This window comes from Parafrankia sp. BMG5.11 (assembly GCF_004337455.1).
The window spans coordinates 25,779-45,246 of record NZ_SJXI01000005.1; the positions used below are offsets into that span (position 1 = coordinate 25,779).

Genomic DNA, 19,468 nt, shown 5'->3' on the forward strand with positions numbered 1-19,468 from the left:
CCCGCGCGCCGGCCCGCCCGTCCGACCGCACCGGAACCGCCCGGCGCGCGGGCCGGCGCTCACTCGCGGAGCAGCACGTCCAGGTTCACCCGCAGCAGCCACTGGTCCAGCTTGAACGGCGGGTAGGGCCAGCGGATGCCGTCGAGCACCATCTGGTTCACCGGCAGCCACAGCACGCGGCGCCGCGCGTCCACCGCCCCCCGCCGGATCCCGACGTACCGGGTCGCCGGCCCGCGCAGGTGGTCCAGGCCGACGTCCACCGGGTCCAGGGTCCGGAAGGTCATCCGGCTGCCCCGGCCCGCCGGGCGCACCGCCGTCACTAAACCGTCCAGGCCGGCGAGGAGCACCGTCCCGGTCGTCGGGTCGACGGTCAGGCTGCGCACCAGCCCGCCGCGGTCGGTGTTGGCGACGAGGAAGTCCGGCCGGTTGTCCTGGCCCCAGGTCGCGACCGGCCAGTTGCCGGTGGCCGGGGTCCGGGTGACCAGGCCCCGCTCGCGCCCGAGCTTCGGGTAGACCGCGAGGCGGTCGGCGCGCAGCCCGTCGGCCTTCGTCCGGGCCACGTAGAGGGTGCCGTCCGCGCCGAAGCCCGCGGTCTCCATCCGCGAGCCGTCCTGCACGGCGCGCACCGCGGTGCTGCGCGGGATGATCCGGCCGGTCGACGCCTGGTACGAGAACTCCTGGATCGGGAACGGATGCGTGACGTAGTCGGCGCCCCGGCAGTCGCTGATCAGGACGAAGCGCTCGTCGTCGGCCTCGCTGGTCGGGTCGGCGACGACCTCCCGCGGGTTGACCACCACCTGTACGCCCAGCGGCCGGACCTGCGGGTACTGCCAGTACGCGCGGACGCGGCCGTCGAGGTCGAGGACCATGAGCGCGCCGTTCTCCGTCCCGCCGTAGCCGGTACCGAGGTACTGGGCGACGACCAGGTGCCCGCTGCGCGGGAGCCTGGCGATGGACGCGGGGCCGCGCGGCGAACGCGGCTGCCCCTGGTAGATGACGGGGAAGGCGGTGGCGGCGATGTGCGGCTCGAGGGTGCCCGCCAGGGCGTCGGCGGTGCGCGACAGCCCCGGGTCGTAGCGCCACGCGCCGCCCGGGCCGCCGCGGCGCAGTTGCCCGAAGGCCGGCAGCTGGCCGTAGGTCCGCACGTCCCAGTTGTAGTAGGGCATCAGCGAGGTGAAGACGGCCCGCTCGCCCTCCTCCCCTGCCGGCGCGGGCACCACGATGACGTCCGAGACGTCGCCGCCGCCGATGCCGGCGAAGGCGGGGTCGGCGCGCGGCTGCGCCTCCCTGCCGGTGGAGGACGGGATGACCAGGCGGGTGAAACGGCGCCCCTCCGGCTCGAACAGGCCGAGCTCCATGCCGGTCCCGGTGAGCTTCGACTGGTCGTCGGTGAACGGCGTCGTGCCGATGAAGACCGTTCCGTCCGCCGCGACCGCCGACATGAACCCGGCCTGCCCGGGGCCGAATCCCCAGCCAGGCACGTCGACGACGTCGATCCTGGACGCGGAGCCGAGATCACCGAACGTGCCCGGCGCGCCGAAGATCGTCAGCAGGTCCTCGGGGATCTCCTTGAGCGAGCCGGGGGGCAGGGACGGAGCCGCGGTGGCCCCGCCCACCGGCGTGGACGCGTGCGGCGACGGCAGCCACGACGGCGGGCCGGAGCCGTCGTCGAGCAGGCGCCACGCGGCCGCCCCGGCGGCGGACAGCGCGCCGAGGCCGGCCACGCCGGCGATCAGCCGCCGGCGGGTGAACGCCGGAGCGGGAGCGCCCGGCCGGCCGGAGCGGGGCCTCCCGAGATCGTTGGTGGCGTCCGGGTCGAGCTCGGCCGCGTCGGTCCGGTCGGCCGCGTCGGTCGGGTCCGGCATCAGATGCGGGCGGCCCTGGGACGGAAGACGATCGTGTTGACGTAGCTGTCCCCGGTGCCCTCGGCGACGGCGCGCAGGTACCCGTGCTGGGCGACGGCCTCCATCCCGCGCTGGTGACCGACCAGGTCGAAACCCTCGAGCCGGTGCCACACCCCGTCGAGGTGGAAGGTGCCCTCGTAGCCCCAGCTCGCCAGCAGGTCGAGGGTGTCGGCGGCCGGCGACCGCGCGTCCTCCACCTCGACGACCAGCACCGGCCGGAACCGGCGCACCAGGCCCTCGGCGCCGCGCAGGACGGCCAGCTCGTGCCCCTCGACGTCAACCTTGATCAGGCCGACGTCCCGCAGGTCGAGCGAGTCCAGCCGGATCGTCTCCACGTCGACGGCCCGGCCCTCGGCGGCGGAGGCCCCGGCCGCGTCACGGCCGGTCGGACGCAGCAGCGAGGCACGCCCCTCGGTGCCCCGGCCGCCCGGGGGCAGCCACAACCGTGCCGTCCCGGCCGTGTCCGACGCCGCCTTCGGCACCACGGTCACGTTGGACGGCGCCGTCCTGGCCACGAAGTCGGCCAGCTCCGGGTTGGCCTCGACGGTCACCACCGACCGGGCCACCCTGGACAGCCAGTACGTCCACGGGCCGTACCAGGCACCCACGTCGACCGCGGTCTGGTGCGGGTCGACGAACATGCGGACCTGGCTCAGGATCGGCTCGAAGCGGCGGTGGGCGTAAGCGATGGCCGAGGCGAAGACCTTGTCGGGGATGCGCTCGGCGAGGGAACTGGTCAGGGCCACGGATACTCCGTTCGGACGGCCCGCCGGAGGGCGGGTCGCGATGGGCCTCCGGCCCGCCGTCCGGCGGGCTGCTTCGGGCCTTGGTGGGAACGTTCGCCGGGCACGGACGCCCGGCACGGGTGGGCGCTGGCTGCCGGCGACGCGGCGAGCGGTGCGGCGAGCGGTGCGCTGTCAGGTGTCACCAGACGCCGACGGGCTGTGCCTCCCCGCCGGGAGGATGCTGACCCGGAGGGACCGTACCCGCCTCGCCGGTGGCGGCGGCCGGCGCCGTGGCGGCCCGCGCGTCGGCGCGGTGCAGGCGGTGTACCAGGGCCCCGAGGACCAGCGCCGTCATGGCATGGCAGGCGAGCCCGGCCAGCGAGGTCCGCATCGGGTCCCCGCCGGCGAGGCCCAGCGCCGCCGCCGTGACGACGGCACACACCGTCAGGACCGCGACGACCTGCCGCTGGGCCGCGCCGAGCAGGTAGGTGGTGAACATCAGCGTCACGGCCAGGCAGGTCATGCCGAGCGCGAGCACGGACAGTGAGGAGGCCGCGCCTGCGAGGTCGGGTCCGAAGACCATCGACAGCAGCGGCCTGGCGGCCACCGAACCGAGGGCGGCGAGCAGCAGCCCCGGGGTGACGACGAACGCGAGCGCCACCGCCAGCACCGGGGCCGTGCCGTGCCCGGCGGCCCGCCTGCGCGCCGCCTCGGGCAGCAGGAAGTTCGCCACCGCCAGGCCGATGAACACCGGGATCTTGCACGCCGTCGAGATCGCCGCGTAGGCGCCGGCCCCGTCGTGGTCCAGCCAGCCGACGATCACGACGTCCATGTTCTGCAGCAGCGCGAGCGGGACGAGCGCGCCGAGCGCGACCCAGGTGTCGGCCAACAGCCCGCTGCGGCCGGACCGCGTCGGCCCGGGGATGAGCAGCGGGCCGGTGGCGGTCAGCGGGCGAGGCCCGGACACAGCCGTGTCCGGGGCCCCGTCGGGGCCCGGGGCCTGCTCACCGAGGGCCGGCGCACCGCCGGAACGGACCGGCCCGGTGAACGTCACTCGGCTGTCCGGTGCTCCGGTGGAGGGTGGTGCCGCCGCGGGGGGCTTCGCGGCCCTCGCCGGGCGCGGGACCTTCGCGACCCCCAGTCGGGCGTGCTCGGCGCCGAGCGCGATGCCCAGCACCAGCCCGAGCCCCGCGCCGTTGACCCCCAGGCCCGCGCCGACGAAGGCGACGATCAGCCCGATCCGCAGCGCCGCCTCGACCACGAAGTTGACCGCCAGGCGCGGATAGGCCCCCCGGGCCTGGAGCACCCCGCGCTCGACGCACAGCAACGTCCACACCGCCGCGCCGATCACGGCCTCGGCGACGGCCAGCGGGTGGGCGTAGGAGAGCAGGGCCGCGGCCGGCCGGCACAGCAGCACGGCGGCGGCCGACGCGGCGACCACACCGATGCCACAGACACCACGCAGGCGCCTGATCCAGGCCCGCTGGGCGCGCCGGCTGTCGCCGTCATCGGCGGTCTCCCGCTGCACGACGGCGATGAGCAGCGCGTTGCCGACCACCGAGAGGATCATGAAAATGCTGACCTGGACGACCACCGCGCCGTACCGGGCCGGGTCGAGCACCCGCGCGAGCACCAGGTTCATGAACAGGTTGAGACCGTTCACGAGGACACCCGCGACCGCCAGCGCCGCCGGGCCGGCCAACATCCCGGCGATCATCGCCCGGGAGCGCGTCGCCATCTGCCTCTTCCTGGGTCCGTGTTCCTGGGTCCGTGCGTTCCTGCCGCGGTCGGTGCTCCGCGCTGGTTGGTACTCCGCGCCGGTCGAGGCGGGCCACCGGCTGGCGGGCGGAATTGCCGGTAATCGTACGACCACACACAACGGGCCGTCGCGGGCGGCGGTCCCGTAGCGCCCCCCGAAGGTGGGGGGCGGCCGGCCAGTAGGTTTGCGCCGCGAGACCTCCAGCGATGGGAGACATCCGGTGACCACAGCCGCGCCCCGGCCCGTTCACGCCCTCACCGGGCGTCACCTGGTCTTCCTCAACTGGCGCGACAACGCCCATCCGCAGGCCGGCGGGGCGGAGCTGTTCTGCCACTCGGTCGCGGAGCGGTTCGCCGCTGCCGGCGTCCGCGTCACCCTGCTCACCTCCCGCCCACCGGGCGCCGCCGCCGCGACCACGGACGGCGGGGTCGCCGTGCGCCGCGGCGGGGGCACCTTCGGGGTGTACCCGTCGGTGCTCGCCCGGCTGGCGCGGATGGTCCGCTCCGGGGAGCGGGTCGACGCCGTCGTCGACTGCCAGAACGGCATCCCGTTCTTCAGCCCGCTCGTGCTGCCGAGCCGGATTCCGGTGGTGCAGGTGCTGCACCACGTCCACCAGAAGCAGTTCCCGCTGTACTTCCCGCGGCCGGTGGCGCGGATCGGCCAGCTGCTCGAGACCCCGGGCAGCCGGTGGGTCTACGGCCGCCGGCCGGTGGCCGTGGTCTCGCCGTCCACCAGGGACGAGGCCCGTGGGGTGCTGGCGCTGCCCGGGGCCCGGTTCCTCGTCCCGAACGGCGTCACCATCGCCGACGGTGATGGTGACGCCGGCGGCGATGCCGTCGCCTCCGGCGGCGCGGGCGGGACGGACGGCCCGTTCGGTACCGAGGGCGCCATCGGGGCGAGGGCGGCGGCGCCCACGATCGTGTGTGTGGGCCGGCTCGTCCCGCACAAGCGCCTGCACCTGCTGATCGAGGCGCTGCCCGTGCTGGTCGGGCGGCACCCGGGCCTCAGCCTGCACCTCGTCGGCGACGGGCCGGACCGCCGCCGCCTCGCCGACATCGCCGCCCGGTTGATGCTCACACAGGGCGACGGCTCGTCGGACGCGACCGTGCGCTGGCACGGATTCGCGGCTCCCGAGGTCCGCGACGCCGTTCTGGCGTCGGCCTGGCTGACGGTGAACCCCTCCCACGGCGAAGGATGGGGCCTGTCGGTACTCGAGGCGAACGGGATGGGGGTACCGGCGGTCGCGTTCCGGGTTCCGGGACTGCGCGACTCCGTCCGCGACGGGGTGACCGGCTGGCTGGTGGACGAGCCCGGGCAGCTCGCCGACGCGGTCGACCGCGCGTTGACCCTGCTCGCCGACCCGGCGCGGGCCGGGGAGATCCGCGCGGCCGCGCGGGCGTGGGCCGGCGGCTTCAGCTGGGACACCAGCGCCGATCTGCTGGCCGCCGTCATCGGCTCCGAGCTCGACCGGCTCGCCGGGGCCGGCGCGGGCGGCCGCTCGGCCGGGGGCCCGGGCGAGCCTCCGGCCCGGCACGCGCCGGCACGCCCACTCGCCGCCCGCCCGCCGCGGGACCGGCGGCGCCGCGACGACCAGGCGACCTGGGTCGAGTTCGATCTGGCGCCGGGTGCGGAGGTTCCCGTGCTGCGCCGGACCGATCTGGTCTTCGAGATCGCCCCGGAATCCGGTGCGGCCGGCCCGGAGCCGGGGCTGCCGGGCCCGGGGCGCCGGTTCGTCGCGCTGTTCTACGGGGCCGACAGCACCGGGGCCCGCACCGCGCTGGCCCGTCGCGGGCTGCGGCCGGCGCAGCGGCCCCGCGCGGCCACCGGCGAGGACCTGCTCCTCGCCGCCACGCACGCCGGCCCGAACCGCGCCAGCGCCAGCGCCGCCGGCGGCGGCGGCGTACGGCTACGGGACATGGCCGGCTGAGCCGTCCGAGGTCGGTCCGGGTGATGCGGGCCGGGCCGGCTCGGCACGGCGCAGCGCGAGTGCGGCGACCGTCGCGGCGAACGCCAGCGATCCGAGGGTCTGGGCCTGCCAGCCGAACGCGCCCTCGCCCGAGAACGGAATGCTGTCGGGGCTGACCGCGACGGCGATGCCGGAGCCGACCATGCCAGCCACCGCCAGCACGCCGAGCATCACCGGGAACCGCCGACCGACGAGGACCAGGACCGGTACCGCGAGCGCCAGCCAGCCCGCTACCAGGAACACCGCGGCTGTCGCCAGCGCCATCCCCGCCCAGGCGCCCGGAACGCGGGTGAGCAGCCCGACCAGCGGGACGCGCCCCGGCTCGAGGCCCAGCGGGTACCCGTCGGGGTCGGAGCGGCGCCGGAGCCGGTGCCGGCCCGGGACGGCCGCCAGGACGATCAGGAGAACGACCAGGGCGAGCCCGATGAGCAGGTTGCGCCGGTACTCCTGGCCGGGAAGGTTCTCGATCACGACCGTGCCGGCGGCCCCCGCCGGCACGATCCAGCCCTGCGCCCAGCCGTCGAGCCGGACCGCGGTGAGCGGCTTCCCGTCCAGGGTCGCCGTCCAGGACGCGTTCGCGTTCTCCCGCACCGACACGAAGGACCTGGCGCCGGCGCCGATCTCGATCGTCCGCCGCTCGGCGCCCCACTCCCCGATCCGGGTCGTCCGTGGCTTCTCCGTGCTGGTCGCGGCGGTGGTGCCGACCAGGCTGAGCGAGTCGACGAGCATCGTCGACTGGCCGAGGTCGACGGTGATCAGGTGCTGACCCGGGTCCAGGGTGATCTGGTGGCCCTCCGAGCACAGGCTGATGCGGAACGGCCGCGCGGTGGCGAGGTCGCTGTATTTGCCCTCGACCTGGATGTCGTGGCGGACTCCGTCGATCGTCAGGGCCGGCCCCTGGCCACATGGGATGACCAGCGGATCGTCGGAGGAGTCGACTTCGGCGCCGGCCGGCGGCGGGAGGGCGCTCGCGGTGCCGGTGAGGGTGAAGGTGAGGCGGCGGGGCACCTCGAACCGCCGGGAGAGCGTGATCTCCTCGGATCCGCCGAAGGGCTGGAGCGGGTCGACCCTGGTCCGCTCGAAGGAGTAGGCGACCAGCCCCTCGTCCGGTGCCTGGAACTCGTCGACCATGTCGGCCGGGGCCTGGGCGTACCGCTGGAACCGCACGCCGGGGATCTCGATCTCGCGCAGGCCGGCCCCGAGGACGGGGTCGGTCTCCCGGCTGACCTTGTCGAAGGTGATCCTGTACCAGCGGCTCATCCCCGGGGGCACCGCCAGCCGCTGGATGTCCTCGATCGGCGAGACCCGGGTGACCGCCGACCCACGCTCGGTGGTCACCCGCAGCGCCTCGACCTCCGGGCGCCAGCCGCCCTCCTGCAGCAGCCGGATGTCGATGTAGGGCACGGACATCTCGCGGCCGACGTCGAGCTGGATCCACTGTCCCTGGGAGGTCGCGCCCTGACGGCGCCGCGCCGTCCAGGAGGTCGAGGTCTGCCCGTCGACGGCCGCGGACGGCGCGAAGTCGGGAGCCGCGAGCAGGTCGTAGCCGTAGGAGGAGGCCTGCACGGACATCCCGTCGGCGTAGCCGGCGACGGTCTGGTGACCGACCACCGGCCGGTCGACCCACTGGCTCGGCGCGCCGGGCCGGCCGGCGACGGTCTCGTCCGGGCCGAGCAGGTAGGACGCCGAGTCGTGCACGATGCCGAAGGTGTAGTCACGGCGGGTGTTGGTGTCGGTGACGGCCCAGGCCGTCGTGGGCGTGACGACCTGGGACGCCGGCGGAGGATCGGCGATGGGCGCCCGCGTGATCGCGGTGTCGTCGGCCGCGCCGGCCGCCGTGCCGCCGGCGGGGCGGTCCGGCTCGGCGAGGTCCCCGGCCAGCACCACGGCTCGATCGGCGCTGAGCAGCCCCTGGCCGGCGAGCTGCACGGTGGCCTCGGGGCCGCCGGAGACGACGACCCCGGTGTCGACCGGGTAGGCCTGGACCATGCTGGCTCCCCCGGGCACCGTCCAGATCTCGATCGCCGGGACCTTCTCGGCGGACTCGCTCAGGGATTCGACGAGCCGGGCCTTGGCGGTGGTGCGGGCCTGGACCTCGGGCCCGAAGGACGCCGCCCGGACCAGGCCCGAGCTCTCCAGCGAGCGGTGTAGCTGGTCCGTCGACGGCGGGATGTCCCAGTCCTTCTGCTCGATGTCGTTACGCACGAGCACCTGGCCGACCCCCGCGCGGGCCAGCGTCACCCCGAGCCCGGGGGTGGAGCCGGTGGCCATCATGTGTTCGATGCCGTCCATCAGGCGGGTCGTCCCGACACCGCCCAGCGGGATGATGTTGCGCACCCCCCAGGGGGTGCGGGCGAGCCACTGCAGCGGCTCGTCGAGGGGGCGGCCCCACTGGTACTCGCCGAACGGGGCGCCCGGCAGGACAAGGGCCCGCCCGCCCTCGGGATGGTCCGCGAGCCAGTCGGCCGCCTGGGCCCAGTAGTCCGGCACCTTCGTGAAGGGGCGGGGCTGCAGGCCCTGGCCACGCAGCATCGGTGCCATCCCGGCGACCAGCGTCCCGACCGTCACCAGGATGGCCAGCACCGGGACGAGCCTGCGCCGATCATCGCCGGCGCCCTCCGCGCCGCGCCGTGCCCTGCCCGCGGGCCCGGCGTCCTCAGGCGGGCCGGCGGCGCCGGCCCGGACCGCGCCGGGACGCCACGAGAGGGCCACGCCGAGCAGGTGCGCGAGGCCCAGCGCCAGCGGCAGCCGGACGACCGGCTGGAACTTGTAGACATTGCGCAGGAACCCGAACGGCTCGGTCAGCAGCGAGCGGACGCCGTCCGCGAGCGGGCTGCCCGGCTGGCCCGGGTAGGCCGCCGCCACCGCCACCACCCCGACGGCGAGCGTGACAAGCAGGAAGCGGCGGGCTGGGAGATCCCGGCGGACCAGGCCGGCGAGACCGAAGGCGGACACCACCGCCGAGGCGACGACCGCCAGCGGGGTGCTCACGTACTCCTGGGCCGCCGGCAGCCAGGGGGTCGGCAGCGAGAGGTAGGCCATCCAGTCCGCGGCGCCGCGCAGCGTCTCACCGACCGAGGTGGTTCCCGTCGTGGTGTCGGCGGTCTCGGTGAAGGGGAGGAAGTTCAGCCCGTAGCGGCCCTGGACGGCCAGCGCGAGCATCCACCAGGCGCACGCCAGCACCACGCACACACACCACCATGCCCGCAGTGCCCAGGCCCGCCGTGTCGCGCCCGCGAACACCAGGACGACGGCCGGGCAGAGCAGCACACACAGCGTGACGGTCGCGTTGATACCACCGGTGCACAGCACCGCCAGCCCCGACAGGGCCGCGGCGCGCCGCGGCGACAGACGCGCGGCGGCCAACTCCCGGGCCCGCTCCCCGGTGTCGTCACGGTGGCCCGTGTCCGCCCCGCCGGCGCCGTCGGGGCGCAGCGCGAGGATCAGCGGCAGGGTGATCCAGGGCAGCATCGCCGCCCCGACCATCGCCACGGACGTCGCGCCGACCTTGCCGAGGAACATGGGCGACAGGGCGTAGCTCAGGCCGGCCAGGAACCGGGCGCTCGGCCGACCGATCCCGAGCGCCTCGGCGAGGCGGACCGTGCCCCAGGCGGCGGTGGTGAGCAGCACCGCCATCCACAGCCGCTGGGTGATCCACGGCGGCACGCCGAGCAGGTTCCCCAGCCCGAAGAAGGGGCCCATCGGGAACAGGTAGCCGGCGTACTGGTTCGGCAGGAAGCCGAAGTCGGACGTCGAGTTCCACAGGTGCGTGGCCGCCGACATGAACCGCCACGGCTCGAGCGGGACGTCGAGCTTGGTGTCGGCTGTCAGCTTCCCCGGTGCCTGGAGGAGGAACAGCAGGACGAAGCCGGCGAACATCGCCAGCAGCGGCCGGCGGGAGGCCCGGCCGGGCGCCGCGCGGGGGCGGTCGGACCGTGACCGGCCCGCCCCGCGGAGGCCGCGGGCAGGGGCTCCCGCGGACGTGTGATCGGCGGCCGGGTCGGTCGGACCCGGGCGGACGGCGTGTCCGGCCGGCGAGGAGGAGATGGGAGGCTCCAGGCGGTAGTCGGGATTGGCCCGACCTTCATACAACCTCGCACCGACAGGGCTGGGGACCGGTGCGGCCGGCGGGAGCCGGTGACGCCCGGGCGGCGGCCGGTTCCCGCGGCGGCGCGACCGGGCCCGGGCAGGCTCCGCTGGTCACGGTGCGGGCGCAGGACCGGGGATCTCACCGCGGGAGGGCGACGGGGTGAACCGCCCGGTCCCGTGCGCCACGCTCACGGCTGGAACCGCGGGAGCGGGACGCGGCATGGGGCGGGGCACCGCGGGGGGCCGCGCGGGGGCGGCGGGCAGCGCGGGAAGGGCCGTGGGCCGGGCCGGAGCAGCCGCGGGCAGCGCGGGAACGGCCGTGGGCCGGGCGGGAGCGGCGGCGGTCGTGGGCCGGGCGACAGGCACCGGCCGGGCCGGTGTGCCGGGCCGGGTACGAGCCGTCGGCCGGGCCGGTGTGCCGGGCCGGGTGGGGGTCGCGGGCACTGGCAGCTGGCCGGGCGGGGCACCCTGCGGTTCCCCCGCACCGCGCGGCGTGGCCGGCCGGCCGAGCAGCTCGGACGCGTCCACGACGCCGAGCTCGCCCAGCCGCTGGCGACGGCTGACCGGCGGGAGCCCGACCCGGCTGAGATAGCGGCGGGCCCGGACGACGTCGACGAGCATCGCGGGGGTGTGCCGGGTAATCCGGAAGGTGCCGCCGGGCGTCTCCTCCCAGCGCACGGGTACCTCGGCGATGCGATAGCCCACCGAGCGCGCGATCGAGAGCACCTCGACGTCGAATCCGAAGCCGGTGGAGCGCGCGAGACTGAAAAGAATCTTGGCTTCCGCGTGCCGAAACGCCTTGAAGCCACACTGCGTGTCAGCGACGTCCAGCGCCGCGAGTGAACGCGTAATCTGGTTGAAAGCCCAGCTACCGGCCCTGCGGCCGCTTGTCCGGGTGGCTCCGTCGCCGATTCGCCGCGAACCCAGCGCCACCTCGGCGTGCTCGAGCGCGGCGAGCAGCAACGGCAGGTCGTTCACGTCGGAGGCCCCGTCGGCGTCCATGAAGACGATCGACCGGCCATGCGCGGCCGACACGCCCGCCCTTACCGCGGTGCCCTTTCCGCAGTTCCACGGCAGGCGTACCACACGGTGGTTCGGAAAGCCCTCGAGCAGGTCCTCTGCGACCCCGGCGGTGCCATCGGTGCTGCCGTCGTCGACGACGATCACCTCAGCCCTGGGGATCTTGCCCACGACAGCCAGCAGCCGCGGCAGGGACGCCGGAAGACGAAGTGCCTCGTTGTAAGCGGGAATGACCACGCTCACGGGCACAAGGTCCATTACTCACCCCTCGGCTGTGACGACAGGAGCGATGACCGGACCCTCACCGGATGGAGTCTGTCCGTGGCGACCAGTCTGAATCGCCGAGTTTCGGGGGAGTTGCGTGCTCTGTCAACTTCCTCCCGTCTTAGCGACGTCTGTACGCCAGAGGGCGACAGATCCGCTCGCTTACCGGTCATACCCGCGCAACGATCGCCGCAGATCGGCGCTCAGCATACGGAATGGCCTGAAGATCGACGCCGCTGGGCAGACGGGGTTCTTCATGGTCAGCGGCAACACCGGGAACATTGTACGCAACGACACCAAGGTGCTACTCATCGTTCACATCTACCTCCCGAGAAGCCCCGGATCGTCACATGTGTACCTGGACCCGGAAACAGCACGAAACTTCGGGACCTGACGGCGACGTCGGTGTCGACGGTCGCACGAACCACGGCGGGGATGTCCGGCGGGTGGCCCCGGCGGCACCCCGCGACGGGGCCACCCGCCGCCCCGGGGCCCGGTACGACCCGGTTCTCGACCACCCCGCGAACATGGGGCCACCAGGAGATTTCCCAATGGGAACAGCCCCCTGGCCACGGGGCGCCGGCACCGGAGATGCGGGCGGTCACTACGTCCGCGGAATACCACCATCGTGCGTTCCGCCGGCCGTACGGCACGGGGATCCGCGCATCCGCGCACGCACGCGGGCACCATACGGTTCGAGGCCTTTCCGGCGGCCCGCACGCGCCCGACGTACCGCGGCCGCCGGCCACCGCGCGCGGACCTGACGGGAGGCGGCATGCCACGTGACGACCAACACCGCGCCGACGCGATGCTGCGCGGCCTGGTGGGCGCCGGGCGCTCCCGGCTGAGCCTCAGCGCCGCGATGCGCGCGCGGGACGTCTCCCGCCCCACCGAGGCGGACCTGGCCTGGGCGGAGCAGGCGGTCGTGCTGCGCCACGCCCACCCCGCGCCGGCGGGGCCCGGCGGCGCCACGGATCCGGCGGCAGGCCGCGCCGCCACGCGCTCCGCCGACAGCCCCGGCCCGTCAGGCCCGTCAGGCCCGTCGGACCCGTCAGCGGGCCGAGGGCGCGCCGGACGGCCGCGGCGGGCCGGTGGGGCCCGCCGCGGGCCGAACGGCGCTCAGGACGCCGGCGAGGAGGGGGACGGCTCGGGGATCTCCCCGGAACGCTCGTAGGCGGAGATCATCCGCAGTCGGCGGAGGTGACGCTGCTCTCCGCTGAACGGCGTCGCGAGGAAGATCTCGACCAGCTCCACCGCCTCGGGCAGCGAGTGCATGCGGGCGCCCACGCTGATCACGTTGGCGTCGTTGTGCTGGCGGGCGAGGGTCGCCGTCTGTTCGCTCCAGACCAGGGCCGCACGCACCCCGTCAACCTTGTTGGCGGCGATGACCTCGCCGTTCCCCGAGCCGCCGATCACGATCCCCAGGCTGTCGGGCTCCGCCGCGGCGGCGGCCGCGGCGGCCATGACGAACGGCGGGTAGTCGTCGTCGGGGTCGTACTCGACAGGCCCGTGGTCGACGGGGGCGTGGCCGAGCTCCGCGAGGCGCGCGACGAGAGCCTTCTTCAGGTGGAACCCGGCGTGATCAGAACCCAGATGGACGCGCATGATGCGCCATCATGCCCGGTCACCGCGCACCGCCGCGCGGGGGTGACCAACCCCTCGCGGATCAGTCGAAGATCGGACCCTGTTCGCGGCTGCGCTTGAGCTCGTAGAAGCCAGGTGTCTCCGAGACCAGGAGGACGCCGTCCCACAGCCGACCGGCGGCCTCGCCGCGCGGGGTCGGAGTGATCACCGGGCCGAAGAACGCGTTGTCCCCGATCGCGATGACGGGCGTCCCGACGTCCATGCCGACCCGGCCGATGCCGTCGGAGTGGCTGGCCCGCAGCCGCTCGTCCCACTCCGTGGAGTGCGCGGCCGCCGCCAGCGCCGGGTCGAGGCCCACCTCCTCCAGCGCGGCGACGAAGGTCTCCTCCGTCAGCTCGGCCTTCTCCAGGTGACGGCGGCGGCCCAGCGCCGTGTAGAGCGGGAGGAGGATCTCCTCCCCCGCGGTCGCGGCGGCGGCGATGCAGATGCGCACCGGCCCCCACGCCTGCTTCATCAGCTCCTGGTACTGCTCGGGCATGTCCCGGCCGTCGTTGAGGACCGCCAGGCTCATGACGTGCCACCGGGTCCGGACCGGGCGGACCTTCTCGACCTCCAGCATCCAGCGCGAGGTCAGCCACGCCCAGGGGCACAGCGGGTCGAACCAGAAGTCCGCGTCGACGACCGCCGGCTCGGGGGTGGGCAGTGCCTCGACGTTGCCCACCGCGGTGCCGGCGGCATCCACGGATCCGGCCCGGTCGGCGGGTGCGGCGGGCCCGTCGGCGACAGGATCTACCGAGACGGCGACGTCGGCTGACATGGCAGCTCCAAAGGTGGCGCGCGGAACAGGACGGGGTCCGGCCCGATGGCCCGGAAGGGCCATCGGGCCTCGTTCCCACGTCAACCATCCGCGGGCTGCGGATCCTTCCCGGCCGAGGCCAGGTATGTCGCCACCCGGTTGACCACCGCGACGAAGGGCACCGCCGCGATCGCCCCCGGGATCCCGGCGAGCACGCCACCCGCGGACAGCGCGATGACGATGGCCAGCGGATGCAGCCGGACCGCCCGACGCATCACCAACGGCTGCAGCAGGTGGCCCTCGACCTGCTGCACCGCGATCACGACACCCAGGATGATCAGCGCGTCGGGCACGCCGTTCGACACGAGCGCGACCAGCACGGCGGCGATGCCGGCGACGGTCGCGCCGACGATCGGGATGAAGCCGCCGAAGAACGTCAGCAGCGCCAGCGGCGCGACGAGCGGGGCGCCGACGGCGACCAACCCGATTGTGATGCCGACCGCGTCCACCGCGGCGACGAACACCGTGCCCCGGATGTAACCGGTGAGGGTGAGCCAGGCCTCCCGACCCGCGCCGCGGACCCGGTCCTCGGCCCCGCTGGGGAACCGGGTGACGATCCAGCTCCAGATCCGCTCGCCGTCGTAGAGGAAGAAGAAGGTCGAGAACAGTGCGACCAGAATGCTGGTCAGCACCTCCGCGGCGACCGACGCCGTCGACAGCACGCCGGAGACCACCCGGCCGCGGTTGCTCGTGAGGCTGCTGCGGATGTCGTCGACCAGGTTGTCGATCTGGCCCTGGGAAAGGTGGAACGGGCCGTCCGTCAGGTAGTCCCGGACCTGGTCCACGCCCTCGCTGACCTGGTCGGCCACCGCGGGGATCTCGTTGGCGGCGTTGAAGCCCACCGCGACGCCGGCCCCGACGACGAGCAACAGGAAGATCAGCAGGGCCGCGAACGCCGCGCCGAGCCTGGGCACGCCCATCCGCTGGAACCGGTACGCGATCGGGTGGATGAGAGCCGCGATGAGCAGGCCGGCGATGACCGGGATCACGACGATCCGCACCCGTCCCACGATCATGGCCAGCACGTAGACGGCCGTCCCGATGATGAGCAGACGCCAAGACCACGCGGAGGCGACGCGGAGGGACACCGGCACGTGCTGCTCGGCACGGCGCGCCGTCGAGCCCTGCGTGGCGCCAGCGGCGGTGCTGCCCGCTCCGGCCGCTCCGGCCGGACCGGCCCGGCGTGGCTCCTGCTCGGGCGGGCCGGCACCGGCCCCCGAGCGGGCGAGGCGCAGCCGGCGTGGGATGCGCTGGCGCGGGCCGGCCGGAGCGGGCCGGCCGTCGGGACCCGGGCCGCCGGCGGAACCCGCGGAGCCTGGTGTGGCCGGGCCCGCCGGGCCCGCCGAGCCTGGTGTGGCGGAGCCGGCGGCCCGGGAGTCGGCCGCGGCGTCCGCGGCCGCCCTCCTCGGGCCACGCCGAACCGGGACCCGGCCCAGTCCCGCCACCCGCCGCACCGCTACCCCCTACGTCCGGTGTCTGAAGGTTCCGTCCTTCGGGACATCCAACCCGATGGTCGGCGCAAGCTTCCACCAAGGGTGAGAACAACGCACTCAGCACACGTCCGAACAACGCGATCCTGTGGCCGGACCAGGCCGGAGGTGCCAGGACAGGACGGGCCCGGCGGCCCCCGCCGGGCCGGAAGCGGGCGGGTCGGCGTGCGGTCCGGACGTCGCCGGCCCCGCGTCCGGGCGTGGGAGACTGGTCACCGAGGTCAACGTCATGGCCGCGTGCGACCGCGACGCGGCGCGCACGTCCAGTGGTTCGCCGGCCCAGTGGGCCGCATGCCCAGTGGCCGCGCGTCCTCGCCGACTCCGCGACGTTTCTGCGAAAGGATCCGGGTGCCTCACAACCTCACCCGCGACGAGGCGCGCGAGCGCGCCCGCCTGCTGGCCGTCTCGTCCTACGACGTCGAGCTCGACCTCACGGTCGGCGACGAGACCTTCCTGTCCAGCACCACCGCGTCGTTCACCTGCGCCGAGCCCGGCGCGTCGACCTTCGTCGAGCTGGCCGCCCCGGCGGTGCGCGAGGTCGTCCTCAACGGCCGGTCGCTGGACCCGGCGGTGGTCTTCGACGGCGGGCGGATCGCTCTGCCCGACCTGGCCGCGACGAACGAGCTCCGGGTCGTGGCCGAGTGCGCCTACTCCCGTACCGGCGAGGGCCTGCACCGCTTCGTCGACCCCGTCGACAGCGCCGTGTACCTCTACACGCAGTTCGAGACGTACGACGCGCACCGCATGTACACCTGCTTCGACCAGCCGGATCTCAAGGCCGCCTTCACCCTCGCGGTGACGGCGCCCGCCGACTGGCGGATCATCTCCAACAGCGTGGTCACCGGCACCACGGCCGCTCCCGACGGCGCGACGCGGACCGCCTTCGCCCCGACCCCGGTGATGTCGACCTACATCACCGCGCTGGTCGCCGGGCCGTACCACGAGGTGCGCGACCACCACGACGGCATCGACCTCGGGGTGTACTGCCGCCGCTCGCTCGCCGAGTTCCTCGACCCGGGCGAGATCCTGGAGATCACCAAACAGGGTTTCGACTTCTACCACCGGGTCTTCGACTACCGGTACCCGTTCGGGAAGTACGACCAGCTGTTCGTGCCGGAGTTCAACGCGGGCGCGATGGAGAACGCCGGCTGCGTCACCTTCCTCGAGGAGTACGTCTTCCGGGCGAAGGTCACCGAGGCGCGCCGCGAGCGGCGGGCCGAGACGATCCTGCACGAGATGGCGCACATGTGGTTCGGCGACCTCGTGACCATGCGCTGGTGGGACGACCTGTGGCTCAACGAGTCCTTCGCCACCTACATGTCCGTGCTGGCGCAGGTGACGTCCACCCGCTTCACCAACGGCTGGACGACCTTCGCCAACGCGGAGAAGGGCTGGGCGTACCGCCAGGACCAGCTCTCCTCGACGCACCCGATCGTCGCCGACGCCCCCGACATGGACGCGGTGCGCACGAACTTCGACGGCATCACCTACGCCAAGGGCGCCTCCGTCCTCAAGCAGCTCGTCGCGTGGGTGGGCCAGGAGGAGTTCCTCGCCGGCCTGCGCAGCTACTTCCGCAAGTACGAGTACGGCAACACCTCGCTGAAGGACCTGCTCGTCGAGCTGGAGAAGGCCAGCGGGCGGGATCTGAGCCCGTGGTCGGCCGACTGGCTGGAGACCACCGGGGCGAACACGCTGCGGCCGCGGTTCCTCACCGACTCGTCGGGCCTGTTCACCTCGTTCGACGTCGTCCAGGAGCCGGCGAGCGCCCCCGCGACCGCGTCGCGGACGCTGCGCCCGCACCGGATCGCGATCGGCCTCTACGACCGGGACACCACGGGCGCGCTCGTCCGCCGCGAGCGGGTCGAGCTGGACGTCGTCGGGGAGATCACCGAGGTCGCGAAGCTCGTCGGGGTCCGCCAGCCCGACCTGATCGTGCTCAACGACGACGACCTCACCTACGCCAAGGTCCGGCTGGACGAGCGGTCGCTGCGGACCCTGATCGACTCGATCGGGACGATCTCGGCCTCGCTGCCGCGCACGCTGTGCTGGGCGGCGGCCTGGGACATGACCCGCGACGCGGAGCTCGCGGCCCGCGACTACGTCCGGCTCGTGCTGTCCGGCATCGACGCCGAGGACGACATCGGCGTGGTGCAGTCGCTGGTCGCCAAGGCGGCGCTCACCGTCGACAGCTACGGCGACCCGGCGAACCGCCCGGCGGCGCTGCGCGAGCTGACCACCCGGGCCGAGGAGCTCATGCGCTCCGCCGAGCCCGGCGGCGACCTGCAACTCGTCTTCGCGACCGCCTTCGCCCAGACCGAGGAGCCCGGGCAGATCGCCCGGGTCAAGGCGATCTTCGAGGGCACCGACGTGGTGCAGGGGCTCGCCCTGGACACCGAGCTGCGCTGGACCCTGCTCATCCAGCTCGTCGCGCGCGGGGTCTACGGCGACGCCGAGATCGACGCGGAGCTCGCCCGGGACAACACCGCCACCGGGGAGAAGCGCGCCGCCACCGCGCGCAGCGCCCGCCCGACGGCGCAGGCCAAGGCGGACGCCTGGTCGGCGGTCATGGACTCGGACGCCCTGTCGAACCACCTGGCGGTCGCCACGATGAACGGTTTCTGGATCTCCGACCAGCTCGAGCTGACCCGGCCGTACGTCGACCGGTTCTTCGCCGAGATCGGTGGGATCTGGGAGACCCGCTCGTTCGACACCGCTCAGACGATCACCCAGATGTTGTTCCCGTCCGGGGTCATCGAGCAGTCGACGGTGGACCTGACCGACGCCTACCTGGCGGAGCGGGACCCGGTGCCCGCGCTGCGCCGGGCACTGATGGAGGGCCGGGACGGGCTCGTGCGGGCACTCGCCGCGCGGGCGAAGGACACCGCGGGGCCGGTCGCGGGCTGACGGTCCGCCGCGCCGGGCTCTCTGCGCCCGGCGCGGCGGCCGGTGTCAGCGGCGGGAACCGTCGAGATCAGCGGCGGGACCCGGTCGGCGCGGCGGGCGCGCCGGCGGCGTCGGAGAGCTGACGCAGCCCGGTGATCACACCGCCCACCAGATCACCGAGAGCGAAGCTGGACGTCATGGCCAGGGCCGCCAGACCGGCGGCCGAGTCGCTGATGCGCTTCTTCGCGGCCGGCGTGGTCACAACGCGGACGAACCGCTGCCCCGGGGAGACGGCGACGAGCACCGCCTCGTCGTTGCGGGGATCGGCCAGGCCGCCCAGCAGCCGCTCGGCGGCGAGCTTCAGATCGCCGTCCAGCGCACCGACGCGGACAGCGAAGCGGATGCCGGTCTGGGTCTGCGCGGACTGCCGAGCACGTTCGATCCGCTCGGTCTGCTCGTGGGTGAATGCCTCACCAGGTGCCACTGGCACCACCCGCACCCGGTACGGCGGCCCGCGAACGCTTCGCCTCGATGTCCTCCGGCTTCGCGCCGATCCAGATCTCGTCGTGCTCCCAAGGCTGGCCCGGACGGTAGCGCGACGGGCGGCTCAGTCGGCTCGTCACCGCGGTGAGGAGGAACGCCAGCAGGAAGCCGCCGATGACCGTTCCACCGTAGAGCGCCCAGGCATGGACAGCCGACAGCGGGTCGGGGTCGTAGGGAGTCCCCACATCCTGCGCGGAGGCCGACACCGCGAGGAAGGGCACCGTGAACAGGGACAACGCAGCGACGGTCAGAACGCGGCGCGCGGCGACCCGCCGACCCGACCTGGAGGTCGGGGGCAGATCGCCGGCCGCGGCGGACCGCCGAGACGTACGGCGCGGACGACGTGGAATCACGTCCGGAAGGGTACCGGGAACGGCCGGCACGA

13 protein-coding genes are annotated in these 19,468 nt (G+C 74.2%); 3 read left to right on the forward strand and 10 right to left on the reverse strand.

What is annotated here, in order from left to right:
- Positions 1-59 precede the first annotated feature (59 nt).
- The 3 genes from E0504_RS04810 to E0504_RS04820 form a co-directional block, all read right to left on the reverse strand.
- Positions 60-1,865: a hypothetical protein gene (locus E0504_RS04810; protein WP_112105816.1), complete on the reverse strand. Its 1,806-nt coding sequence runs from the start codon at positions 1,863-1,865 to the stop codon at positions 60-62.
- On the reverse strand, positions 1,865-2,650 hold the full coding sequence (locus E0504_RS04815) for an FkbM family methyltransferase (protein ID WP_020462765.1): 786 nt from the start codon (positions 2,648-2,650) through the stop codon (positions 1,865-1,867). Before E0504_RS04815 ends, E0504_RS04810 begins: the two co-directional genes overlap by 1 nt.
- A gap of 178 nt (positions 2,651-2,828) precedes the next feature.
- Positions 2,829-4,367: a lipopolysaccharide biosynthesis protein gene (locus E0504_RS04820; RefSeq protein ID WP_112105817.1), complete on the reverse strand. Its 1,539-nt coding sequence runs from the start codon at positions 4,365-4,367 to the stop codon at positions 2,829-2,831.
- A 241-nt stretch (positions 4,368-4,608) separates the two neighbouring features.
- Here E0504_RS04820 and E0504_RS04825 point away from each other — a divergent pair, with 241 nt between their 5' ends.
- Positions 4,609-6,315, forward strand: coding sequence for a glycosyltransferase family 4 protein (locus E0504_RS04825; RefSeq protein WP_112105818.1), 1,707 nt, complete (start codon positions 4,609-4,611; stop codon positions 6,313-6,315).
- Here E0504_RS04825 and E0504_RS04830 read toward each other — a convergent pair.
- Positions 6,295-10,446, reverse strand: coding sequence for an alpha-(1->3)-arabinofuranosyltransferase (locus tag E0504_RS04830; RefSeq protein ID WP_235013864.1), 4,152 nt, complete (start codon positions 10,444-10,446; stop codon positions 6,295-6,297). The genes E0504_RS04825 and E0504_RS04830 overlap by 21 nt on opposite strands.
- 108 nt (positions 10,447-10,554) lie before the next feature.
- Entirely contained in the window at positions 10,555-11,721 is a 1,167-nt protein-coding gene (locus E0504_RS04835) for a dolichyl-phosphate beta-glucosyltransferase (protein WP_071061460.1), read from the reverse strand.
- 781 nt (positions 11,722-12,502) lie between these two features.
- Between E0504_RS04835 and E0504_RS51185 the strand changes: the two genes are divergently transcribed.
- The gene (locus E0504_RS51185; protein WP_200835370.1) at positions 12,503-12,901 is read left to right on the forward strand and encodes a hypothetical protein; all 399 of its coding nucleotides are present in this window, start codon (positions 12,503-12,505) and stop codon (positions 12,899-12,901) included.
- On the opposite strand, the gene E0504_RS04845 is transcribed toward E0504_RS51185, so the two are convergent.
- The 3 genes from E0504_RS04845 to E0504_RS04855 form a co-directional block, all read right to left on the reverse strand.
- Positions 12,847-13,332 carry a ribose-5-phosphate isomerase gene (locus E0504_RS04845; protein ID WP_020462770.1) on the reverse strand — a complete coding sequence of 162 codons (486 nt, stop codon included), beginning with the start codon at positions 13,330-13,332 and terminating at the stop codon, positions 12,847-12,849. The two genes, E0504_RS51185 and E0504_RS04845, sit on opposite strands and share 55 nt — an antisense overlap.
- Positions 13,333-13,393: 61 nt before the next feature.
- A complete protein-coding gene (locus tag E0504_RS04850) occupies positions 13,394-14,128 on the reverse strand; it encodes a DsbA family protein (RefSeq protein WP_083390851.1) in 735 nt (244 codons plus the stop codon).
- Positions 14,129-14,208: 80 nt separating this feature from the next.
- The gene (locus tag E0504_RS04855) at positions 14,209-15,612 is read right to left on the reverse strand and encodes an AI-2E family transporter (protein ID WP_131622162.1); all 1,404 of its coding nucleotides are present in this window, start codon (positions 15,610-15,612) and stop codon (positions 14,209-14,211) included.
- A 393-nt stretch (positions 15,613-16,005) separates the two neighbouring features.
- Between E0504_RS04855 and pepN the strand changes: the two genes are divergently transcribed.
- On the forward strand, positions 16,006-18,561 hold the full coding sequence (gene pepN, locus E0504_RS04860) for an aminopeptidase N (RefSeq protein ID WP_112107644.1): 2,556 nt from the start codon (positions 16,006-16,008) through the stop codon (positions 18,559-18,561).
- 67 nt (positions 18,562-18,628) lie between these two features.
- On the opposite strand, the gene E0504_RS04865 is transcribed toward pepN, so the two are convergent.
- Positions 18,629-19,024, reverse strand: a complete 396-nt coding sequence (locus E0504_RS04865) for a DUF5130 family protein (RefSeq protein WP_071061750.1) — start codon at positions 19,022-19,024, stop codon at positions 18,629-18,631.
- Positions 19,011-19,319: a hypothetical protein gene (locus E0504_RS04870; protein WP_235014288.1), complete on the reverse strand. Its 309-nt coding sequence runs from the start codon at positions 19,317-19,319 to the stop codon at positions 19,011-19,013. Before E0504_RS04870 ends, E0504_RS04865 begins: the two co-directional genes overlap by 14 nt.
- Positions 19,320-19,468: the final 149 nt, after the last annotated feature.